The following is a 16,142-nucleotide window of genomic DNA, read 5'->3' as shown; positions in this document are numbered from 1 at the left end:
CATTACTTTTTAAAGTACTTAAAGGGTACAAAGAGCATCCCATAACATTCCCCATCACTTTTTCCTAAATGTTTATGGTGAATTTTATGAGCCCTACGCACACCTCTGGCATACCAATGATTGGCATTTCGGAATAATTTGAATCGTTGGTGAATAAAGATGTCATGTACCAAAAAATAGGCGACGCCATAAGCTAAAATCCCAAAGCCGAGCGACCAACCGTACCACCAGCCATCAGCACCAGCATAGAAAAGCAACATGCTTACCACGGCGTAGAAGATAAAAAAGGCGTCATTCCGTTCAAACCAGGAGTCATGATCTTTATGATGGTGGTCTTTGTGCAGACTCCATAAAAAACCGTGCATGATGTATTTATGCGTGAACCAAGCCATGAATTCCATAAGGGAAAAGGTTCCAAAAAATAATGCTATCCAAATAACTACTTTCATCTAGACCAAATTCAATTTATAGTTAACATAGGACTTCGCCAGTAGTCCGAATTTTTGATAATTGGGTACCCGTATACGGGCATTTTTTATTTCCAACGGCGGTGTGTTCTGTAATTTTTGCAGCAGTTTATTATAGTACTTATATGCGGTATAAACGCCAAATTTGGCTGTTGCCGGTAACTGTTCTATACCCCGGTAGCCCGATTCAAAGTCTGCCTTAATTTCATCGACGATTTTTTTCTTGGAATGCTCGTCGAGTTCCATCAAATTGGTATTTGGAAAATAGGTGCGGTTCAATCCTTCGTAGTCTGCCTTTAGGTCCCTTAAGAAGTTTACCTTTTGAAATGCTGAACCCAGCGACATGGCCGATTGCTTTAGCTTCTCATATTGCTGGAGGTCGCCGGCAACGAATACCTGCAGGCACATAAGGCCTACCACATCTGCTGATCCATAGATATAGGCCTTGTATTCCTCTTCTGTATGGTAAACGGTCTTGTGCAGGTCCATTTTCATACTTTTCATAAAAGCATCGACAAGGTGTCGAGGAATACCGTATCTGTGAAACGTATGTTGAAAGGAGTTCAGAATAGGATTCAGACTGATTTTATCGGATAGGGCATCATCCAACTCTTTTTCAAACTTGGCGAACAGCTGTTCCTTATCATAATCATGAAAAGTATCCACTATTTCATCCGCAAAGCGAACGAAACCGTAAATATTATAAATGTCTGCTCTTATCGAGGTTCCCAACATTTTCGTGGCCAAGGCGAAAGAAGTGCTATAAGACTCTGTTACGAGCTTGCTGCACTGATACGAGACGTCGTCAAAAATGGCTTTCATAAATTACCGATTTTTTGCAATTAATTCAGATACGATTTTTCCGGAAATAAGGGAGGGCGGCACTCCTGGACCCGGAACCGTTAGTTGTCCGGTAAAGAACAGGTTCTTTACTTTCTTACTTTTCAATTTTGGCCGTAGGAACGCAGTCTGTAGCAGCGTGTTAGCCATACCATAGGCATTGCCTTTGTATGAATTGTAGTCTTCAACGAAATCCTTCACGCAGAAAGACTCTTTAAATATAATATTATTTTTAACATCTTGCCCCGTGCGCTCTTCGAATCTTTTAATGATGATATCAAAATATTGACCTCTCAATTCCGGTGTATCCTCTAGGTCGGTTGCAATAGGAATAAGAAAAAACCCTGTCTCACAACCATTTGGGGCCATAGATGCGTCGGTGACCGATGGGAAATTAACATAAAACAACGGATTGGTCGGCCACTTTGGCGAATCGTAGATTTCCTCGGCGTGCCGTTCGAAATCAGTATCGAAAAAGAGATTATGGTGTTCTATGTTTTTCAATTTTTTATCGAATCCGATATAAAAGAGCAAGGAGGACGGAGCAAAGATTTTCTTATCCCAATAGGCCTCCGAATATTGTCGGTGCTCTTCGCTTAAAAGTGTCTCGGAGTGGTGGTAGTCTGCGCCGCTCAGGACGATATCAGCCGGAACGAACTTACCTTTTACCAAAACCCCGGTAATTTTTTTATTTTCGACCTGTATTTTCTCGACTGGACTGTCGGTATGCACCGTTACACCCAGCTCTTTGGCCAACGCCACCATGCCTTTTACGATTTCATACATGCCGCCTTTGGGGTGCCACGTGCCCAAACCAAAATCGGCATAATTCATAAAACTGTAGAATGAGGGGGTGCTGCTGGGTTTGGCCCCAAGAAACAGCACGGGAAATTCCAAGGTCGAAACCAACTTCGGGTTCTTGAATTTTTTACGTACTTGACCGCTTATGGTCTTAAAAAACTGGTCGACCCTCATGGCGGTTTCCGGAGTAACCAACTCCAGGGGAGAAATACCAGGTCGCAGCACGATCTTATTTATCGCTATATCATAATTTTCCTGAGCCTGCTTGATGAATTTTCTAAGGTGCGCTGCGCTTCCTTTTTCAAGACGTTCGAACTCTACGCAGATTTTGTCCAGGCTATCTCCAATAGTAATTACATCGTCCGCAAAAAAAATCTTGTATGCGGGTCCAAGTTTGTCCAATTCATAATAATCCGATCTTTTTTTATCGAAGTCGGCGAAAAATTTGTCGAAGATATCGGGCATCCAGTACCAACTGGGGCCAATATCGAAGGTAAATCCCTCTTTCTTAAATTGTCTACAGCGCCCACCCAATGTACTGTTCTTTTCGTATAGCGACACGTTGAAACCTGCTTTCGCCAAATGGCAAGCAGCTGACAGCGATGAAAAACCTGAACCGATAACGATAACGCTTTTACTCATTTTTAGGAATGCTGTAGGTGAGAGGCAATTTATAACTGCTCAACGATTTGTTCGATTGAATTGAAGCTGCGCACACTCGCAGGTAGTTTTGAAGCATCTAGATATTGATTTTGTCGGCCTAGTGTCCATAACTTGGAAGTGTTGTTATTTTCAAGCGCCATCTCATTGAAATCGTTAACGTATTTTTCAATATGTTCTTTAGTGGGTACGACAGTGAAATAGGAGATGAAATGAATATTGTCGTAATATTTCATAACATCCTTAAGATTTTCCATAGGCGTCGTCTGGCCAAGATATATTGACTTGTAACCCCTTAAAACTATTTCATAGTTAACATATAACAAACCGATTTCATGAATTTCATTTTCGGGTAAAAATGGCACGAATATCTTATCGGTACGTGTGGGCTCAAGATGCTGTATTCTTTCCGTATTGGAATGTATTTTCTGCTTGATGAGTCCCGTAACAAAATGTTCGTGCGCAGGACTAATGGTATCGGTCTGCCATAGCAGTCCTAGTTCATTGAGCAAAGGAAGAAACACATCGCGGAAAATTTCCCGGAACGACTTTTCCGCGGTTAAACCGTTGTAAGTACTTAAGAACAAAGATTGGTCAAAGTTGATCATCGCCAGTTTAAAGGCATTAATGGCGTTGTTTTTCACACTACTTTTCGCAACGATTTCTTTGACTACCAAGGGGATGTCCGATGGATTGATTCGGGCGATCTTTGAGATTTTATACCCGTTGTGGTAGAGCATTGTAATATTGAGCAATTTTTGAAGACTTTGCAGACTGTAGGTACGAATATTGGTCTCCGTGCGCTCAGGATTAAGAAGATTATACCTTTTTTCCCATATTCGTATCGTGTGGGCTTTAATGCCCGAGAGGTTCTCCAAATCCCGAATACTAAAGTACTTCTTTACATTGTTCATGCTTTTATTCATATGCTTAAACAAATTTACGATTTTATCTTAGGCGAAATTAAAAGGGAAACGTTAATTTTTGAAAATCAACACAGAACAAGCAAATACTACTGTTTTTCGCAGGATGATGGCATTTTCAAGCTTATGAATTTCCATTGTATTTAGGATAATTTCTTAGCCGTCCTGAGGATGATTTTGCGAATAAAAGAAAATCCACCGTAAACAAATTCCCTTTACTCCTAGGAATTCCAGAGCGTCGAGAGGACTTCAAGGACACCGTACTTTACTGATGCTACAATAAAAGATGGTTTTGCTCTGCGCAGGAGAACCCCGAAATCTCGGGGGAACTTCCGCATTTTTTGTCAATACCACAAAAATAAAGAAGACCGCCATAGATGACGGTCTTATTGTGCGCACGAGAACCCGAAGTCTCGGGGGAACTTCCGTATTTTTTGTCGATACCACAAAAATAAAGAAGACCATCATAGATGACGGTCTAATTGTGCGCACGAGAACCCCGAAGTCTCGGGGGGAACTTCCGCATTTTTTGCCAATACCTCCAGAATAAAGAAGACCGCCATAGATGACGGTCTTATTGTGCGCACGAGAAGACTCGAACTTCCACGTTCTTGCGAACACTACCCCCTCAAGGTAGCGCGTCTACCAATTCCGCCACGTGCGCTGTTAAATCGGTGGGCAAATATAGAAAGCTATATGCTAACAGAAAACTAAATGATGAATTTTAATGAGAGTACATCATCAAAAAAACGAAACTGAAACTTCGTAGTTATAAGGTCAATATAAAAATGCGCAGTCTTGGCCGGGTAATCAGGTGGTGAAAGTGTTGTCTTAAGGTCTTCTATTAAATGGTTATTCGTGTCAATCGAACAATATTCAGATAGTTTATCTTTAGAACGACGATTAAACAAGTAATGCCTAGGCAAAAAGAATGATGAAGCCCTTACCATAGACGGTATAATGGTTTTAAGAGGGGGTAATCGAATCGGCGTGATTGGTAGAAAGGAGCACTGTTTCACCTTGCGATGGAGAGTAGGCAAGCTTGTGCTATTATAGCTGACTTTCGCCATGAAAGGTCGAGGTTTCAATTGATTAAAAGAAAAATTGAAATATATTGTCAGCAGATGATATGCACCGTTCACATAAATTTATGGGCATTATGACATTCCAGACCGAGGCGTACCCAAGGCAGGTATGATTCTTTACTTAAATGATTATTAATTCGATGCATGGTGATTGGATATCGCGGGCTTTGGCAAAATGATCAACAGTTAGGCAGAGCCCGAAAACCTATTTAAAAGTCTTGATTTGTTCGATACATTACTAGAAATACCTAAATAACATATGGCAATAGTTACTCATGAAAGATTACTGGAAGTATTGAAACAACTGCTTTCAGATACTGGATTTTCCGAATCGGAAGCCGCGTTGTGCGCCAAGATATTTGCCGATTCTACCGTAGACGGCTATCATTCCCATGGCGTAAACCGATTTGAAGCATTTTTGAGCACCATAACGGATGGTTATGTACAACTAGGTGTGAAACCGGAAAGGGAATTGGCCTTGGGTAGCTTTGAACGCTGGAATGGCAAATTGGGCCCCGGTCCATTAATCGCCGACTTTTGTACCAAACGGGCGATAGCGTTGGCCAAAGAATCGGGTATGGGATGCGTGGCGCTTCAAAATGGAAGTCATTGGATGCGTGGCGGCACATACGGTTGGCAAGCTGCGGAAGCCGGATGTATAGCCCTATGTTTTACCAATACATGCCCCAATATGCCCTCATGGGGCGCAAAAGAGGCCAACACGGGCAACAACCCCGTTATCGTATCGGTTCCCAGAGCAGAAGGACACATCGTTCTCGATATGGCATTATCGCAATTCTCTTATGGAAAAATGGAGCGGTTGGTCCTCAACGGGGAGGCGCTTCCCTTTCCCGGAGGGTACAATGCCGAGGGAGAATTGACGAACGACCCGAAAGCAATATTGGATTCCCAACGATTACTGCCAACGGGCTATTGGAAAGGATCGGGGCTTTCCATTTTGGTCGATTTATTGGTGACCTTACTTTCTTCAGGGAGGTCGACCGCCAAAATAGGTGAAATGGAGGTGGAGTACGGATTGTCTCAAGTATTCATTTGTTTTGACGCCAAGCAAATGAACGGTGAGGGTAGGCATAAGGCATTGGTCGATGAAATCATACGTCATGTGATGAATGTGGCACCCGCAAAGGAAGGTGGCTCGGTCGACTATCCTGGAAGCCGAACGGTAAAAAGAAGGGAGAAACACATGAAAGAAGGTATTCCTATTCACGATGAAGTTTGGGATGCCCTTTTGGAAAGGGTTTCCTAAGTGTTGGCATCCCGATTTTAAAGGCTGTGCTTTTTTATTGTATATCTTGAAGAGTTCCTGGTAAAGTTTTTTTGCAAATGGACTTATTTTTGTTTTCAGCTGTCCCGAGGATATTTCTAGAAATTGTTCCAGACATTTTGAGTTAGCGCTTAAAACCTAAAGAGTACAAGTCGGGCAATTGCAATCATGCTATTCATTGGGGTTTGATTTCGGGACTCTTTGAATTCGATGAAAACGAAACGTTACAAAAAGATACTTTGGGTATCTTTGCTCACCTTTACTAGGCGGTAGCCAGAACACGAAGATATCAAAGTGCGTTCTAGTATCGTATTCATCGGTAATGGTGCCGATTCCAAATCACCTTTACCATTAATTGATGGATATCGCCCCGTGGTTACGATTTTAGTGATAGTATCAAAAATATCAGGGTTTCAATTATCGTTGAGTTAGATGAAAATGGAAGGATGCGGGACTCGACTTCAAAAAAGATTTAACCTGATATCTTAATGACCTACGGGAAATCCTTTTTTCGAAAACACCACATAGCAACGGTTATTTTCTCAAGTTTAAAATACTCTCTATGAAAGTCTTTCAATGTGGCAACTGCAATCATCCGTTGTATTTTGAAAACAATGTATGCGAAAACTGCGGTCATTCCTGTGGCTATCGCGAAAATGACCGTAAAATGCTCACGTTCGATTCCTCGTCTTCGGTCATGATTTCCGACCGGGAAAAAATCGAATATAAATACTGTAAAAACAAAGCGCATGGGGTTTGTAATTGGGTTTTGGAAAAAACAAGCAAAAAAGAATATTGTCCTGCTTGCCAACTGAATCGAACTATTCCCAATCTTTCCGATAAGGAGAATTTTTTAAAATGGAAAAACTTGGAGGTGGCGAAACATCGACTCATCTATCAACTCCTTAAAATCGGACTGGATTTGCCAAGCAAGATGAGCAGCGATGAAGGCTTGTGTTTTGACTTTATCGCTAAAGGAGGTAATCCCAACATTATGACGGGGCATGCAAATGGGGTCATCACCATTTTGCTCCGAGAAGCAGATTCCGTGTTGAGGGAGCAGATTAGAAAACAACTACAGGAACCGTACCGCACATTGATCGGCCATCTAAGACACGAAGTGGGCCACTACTTCTGGGAGCGATTGGTTTTAAGAAAAAAGAATGTGCTAGCGGAGTTTAGGGAGATTTTCGGCGATGAACGCGTGAGCTATACCGAAGCCCTGCGGTCTTATTATGCTAAGGGTGCACCACAAGATTGGAGCGATTCGTATATCAGCAAATATGCAACATCGCACCCATGGGAAGATTGGGCGGAGACCTGGGCGCATTATCTTCATATTATGGATATGGTAGAGACGGCCCATTTCTTTCGTTTGAAGGTAAATCCGAATAAGAATACGAAAAATTTGAAGACTAGGGTATCTTTCGACCCCTACATTAAGGAAGACTTCCAGGCCATTGTCAATACCTGTGTTCCTCTTTCCTTTGCCGTAAACAGTATTAATCGGGCCATGGGAATACCCGATGTATATCCATTTGTTATAAATATGGGAGTTGTTAAAAAAATGAAGTTTATCCATAATATATTATTGTCGAAACGCTGATTACGAAAAATGCTTGAAAAATTTATTTTTCATATCATGGAAAATCAAAACTCCACCACGAAATGATTATCTTCTCCATGCCATTTCCATCAATAAAAAAATGACGATGCATTTAAACACAAAGGATATATTATCGGTTTCCCGCAGCCTAACGGGATTTGCAAAAAAACGGAAAGAGGATATCGGTCTCGCACCGGATGATATTTCGTTTCGTGGAGAGCGAAAAATGGATCAAGTCGTGCTGCGTATGGTCGATTATGACGCCAAAGATTTTAAGGAAGAAACTATTGGAGATATACAAACAGTCTTGGAACATCGCAAAAATGCTAGTGTTACCTGGTTCAATATCGATGGTCTTCACGATACCAATGTTATCGAGAATATAGCGGAGGGATTCGATTTTGACAAACTGGTACTTGCCGAGGTAATGGATGTGCACGCCCGACCCAAAGTACATGATTTTAGTAACTGTATTCTGCTCTCCATTAAAATGTTACAGCAAGACGAACAAAGTGGTCGTATTTCAGTGGAGAATCTCAGTTTGATCATTACTGACTCGGTGCTCCTGTCATTTCAGGAAAGAAGGGGTGATGTTTTTGAACCGGTACGTGAACGAATTCGTACTCAAAAAAAACGCATTCGCAATGGTGGCACCGACTATTTGACCTTTGCGTTGCTCGACATCGTTATCGACAATTACATATATATCATCGGTCTTTTAGGTGAAAAGATAGAGACATTGGAAGAGAATCTTTTAACAGAACCTAAAAAAAGTGTTATTGATGAAATATACACCTACAAGCGAAAATTGAATTTTCTAAGAAAGAATATTACACCGGCCAAGGAAATGATTCTGTCATTGTCGAAGGTAGAATCGGAAGTAATTAAAGAGTCTACTCAAGTGCACTTCAAAGAATTGTTGGATAACATCAACCAAGCTGTGGATGCATCGGAAACCTACCGCGACATCCTCTCGGACCAACTTAACATTTATCACACGACGATTAGCACGAAGTTGAACGATATCATGAAATTTTTGACCATTTTTTCTGTAATATTTATCCCCCTGACCTTTATCGCAGGTATTTATGGCACCAATTTCGAAGTAGTTCCGGAACTGAAATATGAGTATAGTTACTTCATTATGTGGGGCGTAATGATTGTTGTGGCGATTGGTATGCTCCTGTATTTTAAGAAGCGAAAATGGCTTTAGCGAAAAACCAGAAAGATAATTGTTGTTCGGTCAATAGTTCTTTAACTACGGGGATGTATTGCTAATTGTTCATCCGCTTCATTGACCAAGTTGCTCTTCTTCCCTAAGTAGTATCATCGCCGCCAATATCCTCTGCTGTTTAATTATGAAGCGCGTTCAACAAGGCGGCTTTGAGCACATCTACATTTCTGTTGTCACAAAAAACAAGCGGAATGACCAACCAGTGGTTGGCGGTACCGACGCTTCCATCAGTTCTGTGATAGCCGTTAAAAGTCCGGTCTTGCCATTTGCTCACATTGGGCGGGGCCCATTTGTAGGTTTCTTCAGCGTCATTGAATTGCGCGGTTGTATGGCTTACGTTCGCTGTGGTAATAGCACTTCCTTTGGGAATATGCGCTATTGCTCTCCCTATCAATACCCCGTACATTAGAATAGCGTCGCCAACATTAAAATCGTTGAGTGAAAATTTGTGCTTCGCCTTGATGTTTTCTTGTAGAACAACCGTCTGATTTGCGATGGTAGCGACCGTTCCGGCGGCAAGATTACGCAACGCCACGACATTGTTGTCTGAACGATCGATCTGCAAATAACTTTTGGACATTGATGTTCGTCTTATCCTATTTTTAGCGTAGCGACTTGGCACATGCCTCGTCTCCCGAGGTATAGCTAAAAAAGGGTTTGTTAGCTTCTGGTGTTCAAACCCAATATGTCAGCCAATGGGTAGATTTTAATCGAATATGGAATTGATTTAAAGTTTATCAATTATTTCGGCATCCGAGTATCCTTGAAAGCCCGATTCAGAAAACCGGTGTTGAACGGTGTCAGCTACAAAAATTTAATAGTCCAAACTGCTTCAGAACTTAGTACATTTTTTTGATGACTACCTGCACTAAAACTTATTCCGGCAATGGCACAAACTCAGTTTCTCCAGGAACTTTAGGAAACTTTTGCGCTACCCAATCTTTACGCGCTTTATCGATAAGGGCCTTGTCGGAAGATACAAAATTCCAATGTATCGTTCTTCCTTCAGGAAACGGTTTTCCACCGAAGATGTAAATGGTTGAGTTGGCCGCCATTTCAAAAGCGCAAAGTGTTGCTTCTTTGGCCACTAATAATTGTTTCGGCTCATAGGTATGCCCTTCACTATACATCGCACCTTTCAATATATAAAGACCGCTTTCACCAAACAACTCTCCACCACAGTCTACCACCTGCCTTTTGGTACTTTTAATTTCTATAAAAAACAAGGCGCTGTGTACGGGAACAGGTGATTCTTTTCCAAATACTTTTCCTGCAATCAGCTTATATGTTAGGCCATCTTCTTCCCAAGTCGGTAATTTATCCGCTTCCGTATGGTGAAACGAAGGCTCCATTTGTTCAAGCTCTTTAGGCAATGCAACCCAAATCTGTAATCCGTGAAGCGATTTCTTCTTAGCTCGTAATCGTTCTGGCGTACGTTCTGAATGCACTACGCCTTTACCAGCGGTCATCCAGTTTACCGCGCCAGGATTAATTTCGATTTCCGTACCTATGCTATCCTTATGGACAATGCTCCCTTCAAAAAGAAAAGTCAACGTGGAAAGTCCGATATGTGGGTGAGGCCCGACATCTAAATTTTCATCTTCAGACATATTTGCGGGACCCATATGGTCTATAAATACAAAAGGCCCTACCATTCTTTTTTTTCTAAAAGGCAGTAGGCGGCCTACTTTAAAGTTGCCGATATCCGCTGCTCTTTCCGGTATTACCGTTGTGATATTTGACATCTCTGTTTTTTAACAATTTTTTTACGATTGATTATGCATCAGGTCTTGAAAAGAAAATCCTGAGCTTCTCAAAATATAAGGCTCTAAATCATGATACTAAGATAAGAGGTATTCCCACTTTTCATACTCCTAACGTATCATGTTCTGGACTATTTATTCCAAAAATTTCTCAATAACCTGCCGTCCTACCTTTTCGCCGACTTTGAGCCCCACTTCATTGTCGGTTCTAAAATGAACACCGCCTTCAAAACGCGATTCGGAACATTCTATCGCCAGTTCCTGAAAATAGGGGGCATCTAAAGGAAAGAGGTGTGTCAATGTAGTCGACAACGCTCCCGCCACGGTAGTATGCCCAGCCGGATAGCCCGGAAAATTAGGAGTCTCGATAAGGATAGGCTTGAAATCTGGGTCATATTGAAACGGACGGATGCCCCAAAAGTGGTATTTTCCATCCCACGCTGCAATTGTTGCATCGAAACGTGCGGTATGAAAAAGAGCACTGGCTTGGGCGGCTTGAAACGGATCAAGGCCATATTCAAGTATTTTCCGCTCTAATAATAAGTCCCAAACGGGTTCACTTTTCCATTTCCAGGCAATATCACTACTTTGGTGGTTTTTGTTGAATTGACGAAGCTCTTCCATTTCCGATGACCAATCAGAAGGTGGCGGCGCTGGTCTGAACTGATCGGCCGATAGTAAGGTAAAAGGTTTCCATTGTCGCTTCATCGGATCCCATTTACCGGGTTTACCGCTCCATAAGGTTTTGTCATCAGGTACAGCACCATTCCATACCTTATCCGTGCGGTCGGTTTTTGCATAACCGATGTATTTTTCTGCGATGTTCGCGCCAATGGCCATTCCCATCTCTATATCATTAGGGTACTGTAATCCCGAACGTAAACGTGCTTTTTTAAATTGCTTTAATTTATTATCTAAAAACGCTTGTTCTTCTGGGAAATAATAACCGATAACCCGCTGCGCCGCTGCCGCTACGGCACTATATTCACAGATATATGAGGAATAGCCCACAGGACTTCCCCATTTTTCAATCTGGGAATGTTCTTGAAACGGGGCCAATCGTTCTTTGCCCTGCTTATGTTTCCACACTTCGGCCAAGGCATCGTAAATTGCCAAGTGGAGTATGGCCATACGACCTCCGTTTTTATGGCCTTTGGTGCGTTTGCCCGCTTCAACCATGATTTGGTGCCAGCGATACGAGGGGTAGGCCGAGTTCCAGTAACGCGCTTCTTGCAGCAAACTATCGTTTACAAGTTCTTGCGCGGAAACAATGGTTTCGATTTCCGTCTTGATATCGGGTACGGATCTGGTCACTTCCTCGACTTTCAAGGAGAACAAAAACGGACGGTAGACCCTCTTTCCGGATTGTGCAAAAAGAGCCATTGAACACGTAGACCAGAGGATACAACTTATGAGTAATAAATACTTGGGATTTTTATTCGGATGCAGATGACGCATGACCTAGTGATTTTATAAAAATGGATACAAAAATAGCACTATTCTTATCCTAATTCTTCTAAATATAACTTGTTTTTATAGGCAGTTGAAAATTGATTGATTCATGATTTTTACGGCTGATCACCAATATGAGTATCTCAAGTTGTAAAATACCTCCGAGTTTGTTTATAGAAGCGTGCAATTCAATTTATTTAATAAGCGAGGTGTAGCTTAAATGTGATATTTTTTAACTTTTCCTCATAATCTACGATAATAATTCCTTGTCGATTGAGATCGATGGCAAAATTGACATCCTTATCTTTTTTGATGCTATTCCAAGCTTCTCTCATACCAGCCGACCAATTGATATCATCAAACACGAATATCGCCGAAGAGTCAATTTTCGATTTTAAATTTTTAAAGTAGTCAATGGTCGAATCTTTTTTATGGTTACCATCGATAAAGATGAGATTGAACTTTATGTCTTCGTTCAGCAGAACGGGAAACGTATCGTCGAACAAACCCTGTCTAATATCATACTTTGACTTTGCTGCAATTAAGGCGAATTGGGTTTCGGAAATTTCGCATAATTGGGGAAGCCCCTCCAAGGTTATCATACGGCTCCCTGAAATATTCTTGATCGCCTCTAAAATATAACACCCTGATATACCAAGATTCGTACCCATCTCAAGAACGATAGGCGTATCGCTTATTTTGGTCAGGGAGTATAAAAATTCACACCATTTGTTGCCAGAGGCAGCATTCTTGCAAATCTCTTTCACCGCAGCCGTATCCTGAGAGTCGAAAACATCGTAGGTGACCAAAGTTTCATCTTGCATTAGCTTTTGCCTGAAGTTCTCACAGTTTAAAAATGCACCACGATTTTCAATAGTATGATTCGAATTCTTGGTCCTAAGGAAACAATCTATAACTGTTTGTAAGGTTCTGTTTTCGTATTGTGCCATCTTCCATAATTCTCTATTTTGACGAATTCTTGTATGGGAGATGGTTAGATGTTTCTTTATTTTCTCTACTATCATTTCGAATTTTCGGCTATTCGGGATTAGGTGAAAAGTTCAATTTTTGCACCATTTTACATAGGTGATTATTTAAATTTCCCTTATGGGAATTGCTATGAAGTTGTCGTACTTATTGTGTAGTAGTTGGTCTTTTGAAAAAGGTAGTGCTTGGCCATTTTCAAACGGGCTACTGGGTTATCATCTCTTAAGTTTTTTATAAGCATTGCTTTTTTTATGATCTGAGCCCTGATTTCCTTCTTCGTGTGATCTTTTTTCGTTTTGATTTAATGCTAATGTCATTGCCGACATCGAAAAGGTTCTTGATTGGGAAGGATCTTCCGGATCATCGTTAAAATTGCTCGGTTTGAAAGCTATATTTGCCTGATCAAATACCCTCTCCTTTAATTCTTCAGGGCAGCTGTTCATTACATACTCCAACCGTTGTGAATTTACTTCTTTAGCACTTTCTTCGACTGCTTTTATATGCATCGCTTCCTTAAAATCAATCGGGCAGGCATCCTTTATGACTTCGAATGCTACGGCATGCCATGACTGAATACACTCGCTCATGAAAGACACGAACATATCTTGCGTTTTAAGCGACGAAGGGCACAAATTCAACAGCTCGGTAAACGCTTCGGGTCTATTTTTTTTGGCAAAAGTCATTAATGAAGTGTAAAAAACCCCTCTCTTTAGGTCTTGGGGACAATTGGTTGTCAAAATTCGCATAGCATCGGGATTTTGATAAATATCCGAATGCTTAAGTACGCTAGAGAACAATTTAACTTTATCGCAATTGAAATCTAGTTTGCTTGTCAGCGCTACAGAATCTTCCCGCCCCTTTAACGTAAACTCCCGTAATGTTTCCGTGAAAATTTTCTTTTTAAATTTAGCAGGGCAGGCTTGCTGAATCAAATTGGCCATACTTTCGTTAGCTTCACCTACACTCTGCAGTAGTGCGTTTAAGAATATTTCCGCTTTTAATGGTACGGGATAGGTATGGCTGATGATTGCCAATACATTTTTGTTATTACATCTCGCGCCATCCAATAATACGCTCTGAAAAACGGGCGATATTTGCTCATGAGGGCAACCATCAATAAAAAAAAGCGTCTCCTCTACAGAGCCTTTCGAAGCACAAGCATAGAGCGCGTCGGACAAAACGTCTACTTGCAGGCTAGAGGGGCATTGGCTTGTAACAGTTTTAAGGATATCCAATTCAGGCTCTCGAAGACAACCGTCCATCAGGGTACTGAACATCTCCTTTGTCTTCAATTCATCTGGGCAGGCATTCAATGACATGGTCAAGGCAACTGCTGATTTTTTTTCGATACATTTTAAAAGCGCGGTAATAATAACCGCAGTTCTTAGATCTAAAGGGCAGGCATCTATAATTAAACCTAATCCCGGACGGTTTCTCTGCTCTACCGATAACAGGAGGGCTTTGGCGAATATGGGAAGCTTTAAGTGGTCGGGGCATGAATCCCGTAGAAAAGAAACCGATCTCCTGTCATTAATGGATGTAAGTTTAGCAAGGGTAACAGCAAATATAGCGGCAATCGGTTCGGGACTGATGGAATTCGCGACCCTTTTTATGGCAGCTTGATCCTTTAAGTTTATCAAATTTAGAAGTGTGGTTTGAATCAGCTTCACTTGGTTATCAGCAAAGTGAATATTCAAAATTTTCGGTAATGCCTCAAGATCGCCTTTTAACGCATATGAACAATATAATGCACTTTGGTGCAAAAATTCAGGTTTATAGGGTTGCATTTGCATTTCTAATGAAACAATAAATGCAGCCATTTCATTTAATGTTAAATCCGAAACCCCGACTACTTTGCCGACAAGTGAAGTCAGTTCTTGCTTTGCCTCTTCTTTGACCAAGGCTTCGCTCTTGAAAGTAGAGGTATGATCGTCAAACGCATTTTGCTTAAACTCGCTACTATAATCATTTGGCATAAACGGTTGTAGGTCACTAGTATAAAATTCGTCGAGTTTATTGTTCTTTTCATGGTCTTCCAGGCCTTCGAAATTTTGCAACGATTCATTTATTTGGTCTTCGAGGCGGTTGGCTAAGTATTTGGGGAAATTAGAAACGGCATCAATTATCAATCGATAATGTTCGATTCGAAATTGACGAAGCACATTTTCTATAAAATTATCTTTTTTTACTACGAGATTTTTAGATACCCCGGCTAGGTAATCGATTGTGGGAGGGATATGCGTTTGATTCTCTTGATCTACAACCGCCAATATAGAATGTGGTTCACCAGCGGTGGTTTGATTTATAACATTGCTGATATGGCTATTCCAGTAGGTCAATTAGGTATCTTCAGGCGATATTTGCAATTGATCTTTTGCATCTCTCATTTTCTGTGCGAAGCCACCGGCACAGACACCATATGAGCTTATATCGGTACTGAATAGGGTTGATAATGCATTTTGCAAGTTAGTTCTTAAAGCATGGCTGTCATCGTTCAGCTTTGTTTGCGCAATATTCGTCATGACATGTGCTAAATCGCTCATGATCTGAATGTGTGCCCCTTCAACATCCCATAATGCCTGGTTGGTGACCATATCCCGAAAAAACGCACCGGTTATGGAATCGCTATCTTGAATGCTATGGAGGATACGCGGTATTTTTATTACATCTTTAATACCTAGCAAAACCTCGTTCGTATCGTTGATTTGAGTATCGGTAAAAATCTTACTCGGTCCTAAGAATGCATCAATGGCTTCTAGGGTATTTTGAATCGCTTTTATAATTGCTTGGCGATATTCATCATTGATTTGACCTTGTTCGCCGTATACCGCTGGCCAGGATTTCGTATGATCTTTCCAGATTTCGAGTGCGGCATCCAAATCCATATCGATGGGATTGCTATTGCCAGTACTACGGGAGGGCTGCTTTTCATAAATACCGGCGAGAATAGTTACCACACCTTTGTGAAAACGATCAGCTTTCGTTCTTTCAACGGGAGAATCGATTGTATCCTGTAGAGATTCCATAAGTTAAAGATTT

Annotated in this window: 14 protein-coding genes and 1 tRNA gene; 4 read left to right on the top strand and 11 right to left on the bottom strand. The window is 41.3% G+C overall.

Annotated features, from left to right (window positions below; translation table 11 throughout):
* Positions 1 to 2: 2 nt before the first annotated feature.
* From FGM00_RS11470 to FGM00_RS11455, 4 genes are read right to left on the bottom strand one after another with little or no spacing between them, the layout of a single operon-like run.
* Positions 3 to 449 carry a sterol desaturase family protein gene (locus FGM00_RS11470; protein ID WP_138853039.1) on the bottom strand — a complete coding sequence of 149 codons (447 nt, stop codon included), beginning with the start codon at positions 447 to 449 and terminating at the stop codon, positions 3 to 5.
* Entirely contained in the window at positions 450 to 1,289 is an 840-nt protein-coding gene (locus FGM00_RS11465; RefSeq protein WP_138853038.1) for a phytoene/squalene synthase family protein, read from the bottom strand.
* Between the two features lie 3 nt (positions 1,290 to 1,292).
* Positions 1,293 to 2,750 carry a phytoene desaturase family protein gene (locus tag FGM00_RS11460; RefSeq protein ID WP_138853037.1) on the bottom strand — a complete coding sequence of 486 codons (1,458 nt, stop codon included), beginning with the start codon at positions 2,748 to 2,750 and terminating at the stop codon, positions 1,293 to 1,295.
* A 29-nt stretch (positions 2,751 to 2,779) separates the two neighbouring features.
* Positions 2,780 to 3,682 carry a MerR family transcriptional regulator gene (locus FGM00_RS11455; protein ID WP_138854696.1) on the bottom strand — a complete coding sequence of 301 codons (903 nt, stop codon included), beginning with the start codon at positions 3,680 to 3,682 and terminating at the stop codon, positions 2,780 to 2,782.
* Positions 3,683 to 3,977: 295 nt separating this feature from the next.
* Between FGM00_RS11455 and FGM00_RS11450 the strand changes: the two genes are divergently transcribed.
* The gene (locus FGM00_RS11450) at positions 3,978 to 4,241 is read left to right on the top strand and encodes a hypothetical protein (protein WP_138853036.1); all 264 of its coding nucleotides are present in this window, start codon (positions 3,978 to 3,980) and stop codon (positions 4,239 to 4,241) included.
* A 30-nt stretch (positions 4,242 to 4,271) separates the two neighbouring features.
* On the opposite strand, the gene FGM00_RS11445 is transcribed toward FGM00_RS11450, so the two are convergent.
* Positions 4,272 to 4,355, bottom strand: a tRNA-Leu gene (locus tag FGM00_RS11445).
* 680 nt (positions 4,356 to 5,035) lie between these two features.
* Here FGM00_RS11445 and yiaK point away from each other — a divergent pair.
* The 3 genes from yiaK (at position 5,036) to corA (ending at position 8,880) form a co-directional block, all read left to right on the top strand.
* Positions 5,036 to 6,043, top strand: coding sequence for a 3-dehydro-L-gulonate 2-dehydrogenase (yiaK, locus tag FGM00_RS11440; protein WP_138853035.1), 1,008 nt, complete (start codon positions 5,036 to 5,038; stop codon positions 6,041 to 6,043).
* 580 nt (positions 6,044 to 6,623) lie between these two features.
* Complete coding sequence (locus tag FGM00_RS11435) at positions 6,624 to 7,667, top strand: zinc-binding metallopeptidase family protein (protein ID WP_138853034.1); 1,044 nt, start codon at positions 6,624 to 6,626, stop codon at positions 7,665 to 7,667.
* 106 nt (positions 7,668 to 7,773) lie between these two features.
* Entirely contained in the window at positions 7,774 to 8,880 is a 1,107-nt protein-coding gene (gene corA / locus FGM00_RS11430; RefSeq protein WP_138853033.1) for a magnesium/cobalt transporter CorA, read from the top strand.
* Between the two features lie 139 nt (positions 8,881 to 9,019).
* Here the strand turns inward: corA and FGM00_RS11425 are convergent, their stop codons facing one another.
* From FGM00_RS11425 to FGM00_RS11400, 6 genes are all read right to left on the bottom strand, one after another.
* Positions 9,020 to 9,481 carry a UxaA family hydrolase gene (locus FGM00_RS11425; protein ID WP_138853032.1) on the bottom strand — a complete coding sequence of 154 codons (462 nt, stop codon included), beginning with the start codon at positions 9,479 to 9,481 and terminating at the stop codon, positions 9,020 to 9,022.
* A 295-nt stretch (positions 9,482 to 9,776) separates the two neighbouring features.
* Positions 9,777 to 10,646 (bottom strand): pirin family protein, encoded by an 870-nt coding sequence (locus FGM00_RS11420; protein WP_138853031.1) that lies wholly within the window; start codon positions 10,644 to 10,646, stop codon positions 9,777 to 9,779.
* A 153-nt stretch (positions 10,647 to 10,799) separates the two neighbouring features.
* Positions 10,800 to 12,122 carry a vanadium-dependent haloperoxidase gene (locus FGM00_RS11415; RefSeq protein WP_236262762.1) on the bottom strand — a complete coding sequence of 441 codons (1,323 nt, stop codon included), beginning with the start codon at positions 12,120 to 12,122 and terminating at the stop codon, positions 10,800 to 10,802.
* A 191-nt stretch (positions 12,123 to 12,313) separates the two neighbouring features.
* Positions 12,314 to 12,940: an O-methyltransferase gene (locus FGM00_RS11410; RefSeq protein ID WP_175416216.1), complete on the bottom strand. Its 627-nt coding sequence runs from the start codon at positions 12,938 to 12,940 to the stop codon at positions 12,314 to 12,316.
* A gap of 378 nt (positions 12,941 to 13,318) precedes the next feature.
* Positions 13,319 to 15,442, bottom strand: coding sequence for a hypothetical protein (locus FGM00_RS11405; protein ID WP_138853029.1), 2,124 nt, complete (start codon positions 15,440 to 15,442; stop codon positions 13,319 to 13,321).
* On the bottom strand, positions 15,443 to 16,129 hold the full coding sequence (locus tag FGM00_RS11400) for a hypothetical protein (protein WP_138853028.1): 687 nt from the start codon (positions 16,127 to 16,129) through the stop codon (positions 15,443 to 15,445).
* Positions 16,130 to 16,142: the final 13 nt, after the last annotated feature.

It is taken from the genome of Aggregatimonas sangjinii, assembly GCF_005943945.1.
Taxonomy (GTDB): domain Bacteria; phylum Bacteroidota; class Bacteroidia; order Flavobacteriales; family Flavobacteriaceae; genus Pelagihabitans; species Pelagihabitans sangjinii.
The sequence above is the reverse complement of the archived record's forward strand: the minus strand, read 5'-3'. Positions and strand labels throughout refer to the sequence as shown.

Excerpts from the sequence above, each read along its gene's own strand:
- FGM00_RS11425 (WP_138853032.1), bottom strand. The coding sequence starts at position 9,481 with ATGTCCAAAAGTTATTTGCAGATCGATCGTTCAGACAACAATGTCGTG.
- corA (WP_138853033.1), top strand. The coding sequence starts at position 7,774 with ATGCATTTAAACACAAAGGATATATTATCGGTTTCCCGCAGCCTAACG.
- FGM00_RS11435 (WP_138853034.1), top strand. The coding sequence starts at position 6,624 with ATGAAAGTCTTTCAATGTGGCAACTGCAATCATCCGTTGTATTTTGAA.
- FGM00_RS11415 (WP_236262762.1), bottom strand. The coding sequence starts at position 12,122 with ATGCGTCATCTGCATCCGAATAAAAATCCCAAGTATTTATTACTCATA.
- FGM00_RS11465 (WP_138853038.1), bottom strand. The coding sequence starts at position 1,289 with ATGAAAGCCATTTTTGACGACGTCTCGTATCAGTGCAGCAAGCTCGTA.
- FGM00_RS11410 (WP_175416216.1), bottom strand. The coding sequence starts at position 12,940 with ATGCAAGATGAAACTTTGGTCACCTACGATGTTTTCGACTCTCAGGAT.
- FGM00_RS11400 (WP_138853028.1), bottom strand. The coding sequence starts at position 16,129 with ATGGAATCTCTACAGGATACAATCGATTCTCCCGTTGAAAGAACGAAA.
- FGM00_RS11460 (WP_138853037.1), bottom strand. The coding sequence starts at position 2,750 with ATGAGTAAAAGCGTTATCGTTATCGGTTCAGGTTTTTCATCGCTGTCA.
- FGM00_RS11420 (WP_138853031.1), bottom strand. The coding sequence starts at position 10,646 with ATGTCAAATATCACAACGGTAATACCGGAAAGAGCAGCGGATATCGGC.
- yiaK (WP_138853035.1), top strand. The coding sequence starts at position 5,036 with ATGGCAATAGTTACTCATGAAAGATTACTGGAAGTATTGAAACAACTG.
- FGM00_RS11450 (WP_138853036.1), top strand. The coding sequence starts at position 3,978 with ATGGTTTTGCTCTGCGCAGGAGAACCCCGAAATCTCGGGGGAACTTCC.
- FGM00_RS11455 (WP_138854696.1), bottom strand. The coding sequence starts at position 3,682 with ATGAACAATGTAAAGAAGTACTTTAGTATTCGGGATTTGGAGAACCTC.
- FGM00_RS11470 (WP_138853039.1), bottom strand. The coding sequence starts at position 449 with ATGAAAGTAGTTATTTGGATAGCATTATTTTTTGGAACCTTTTCCCTT.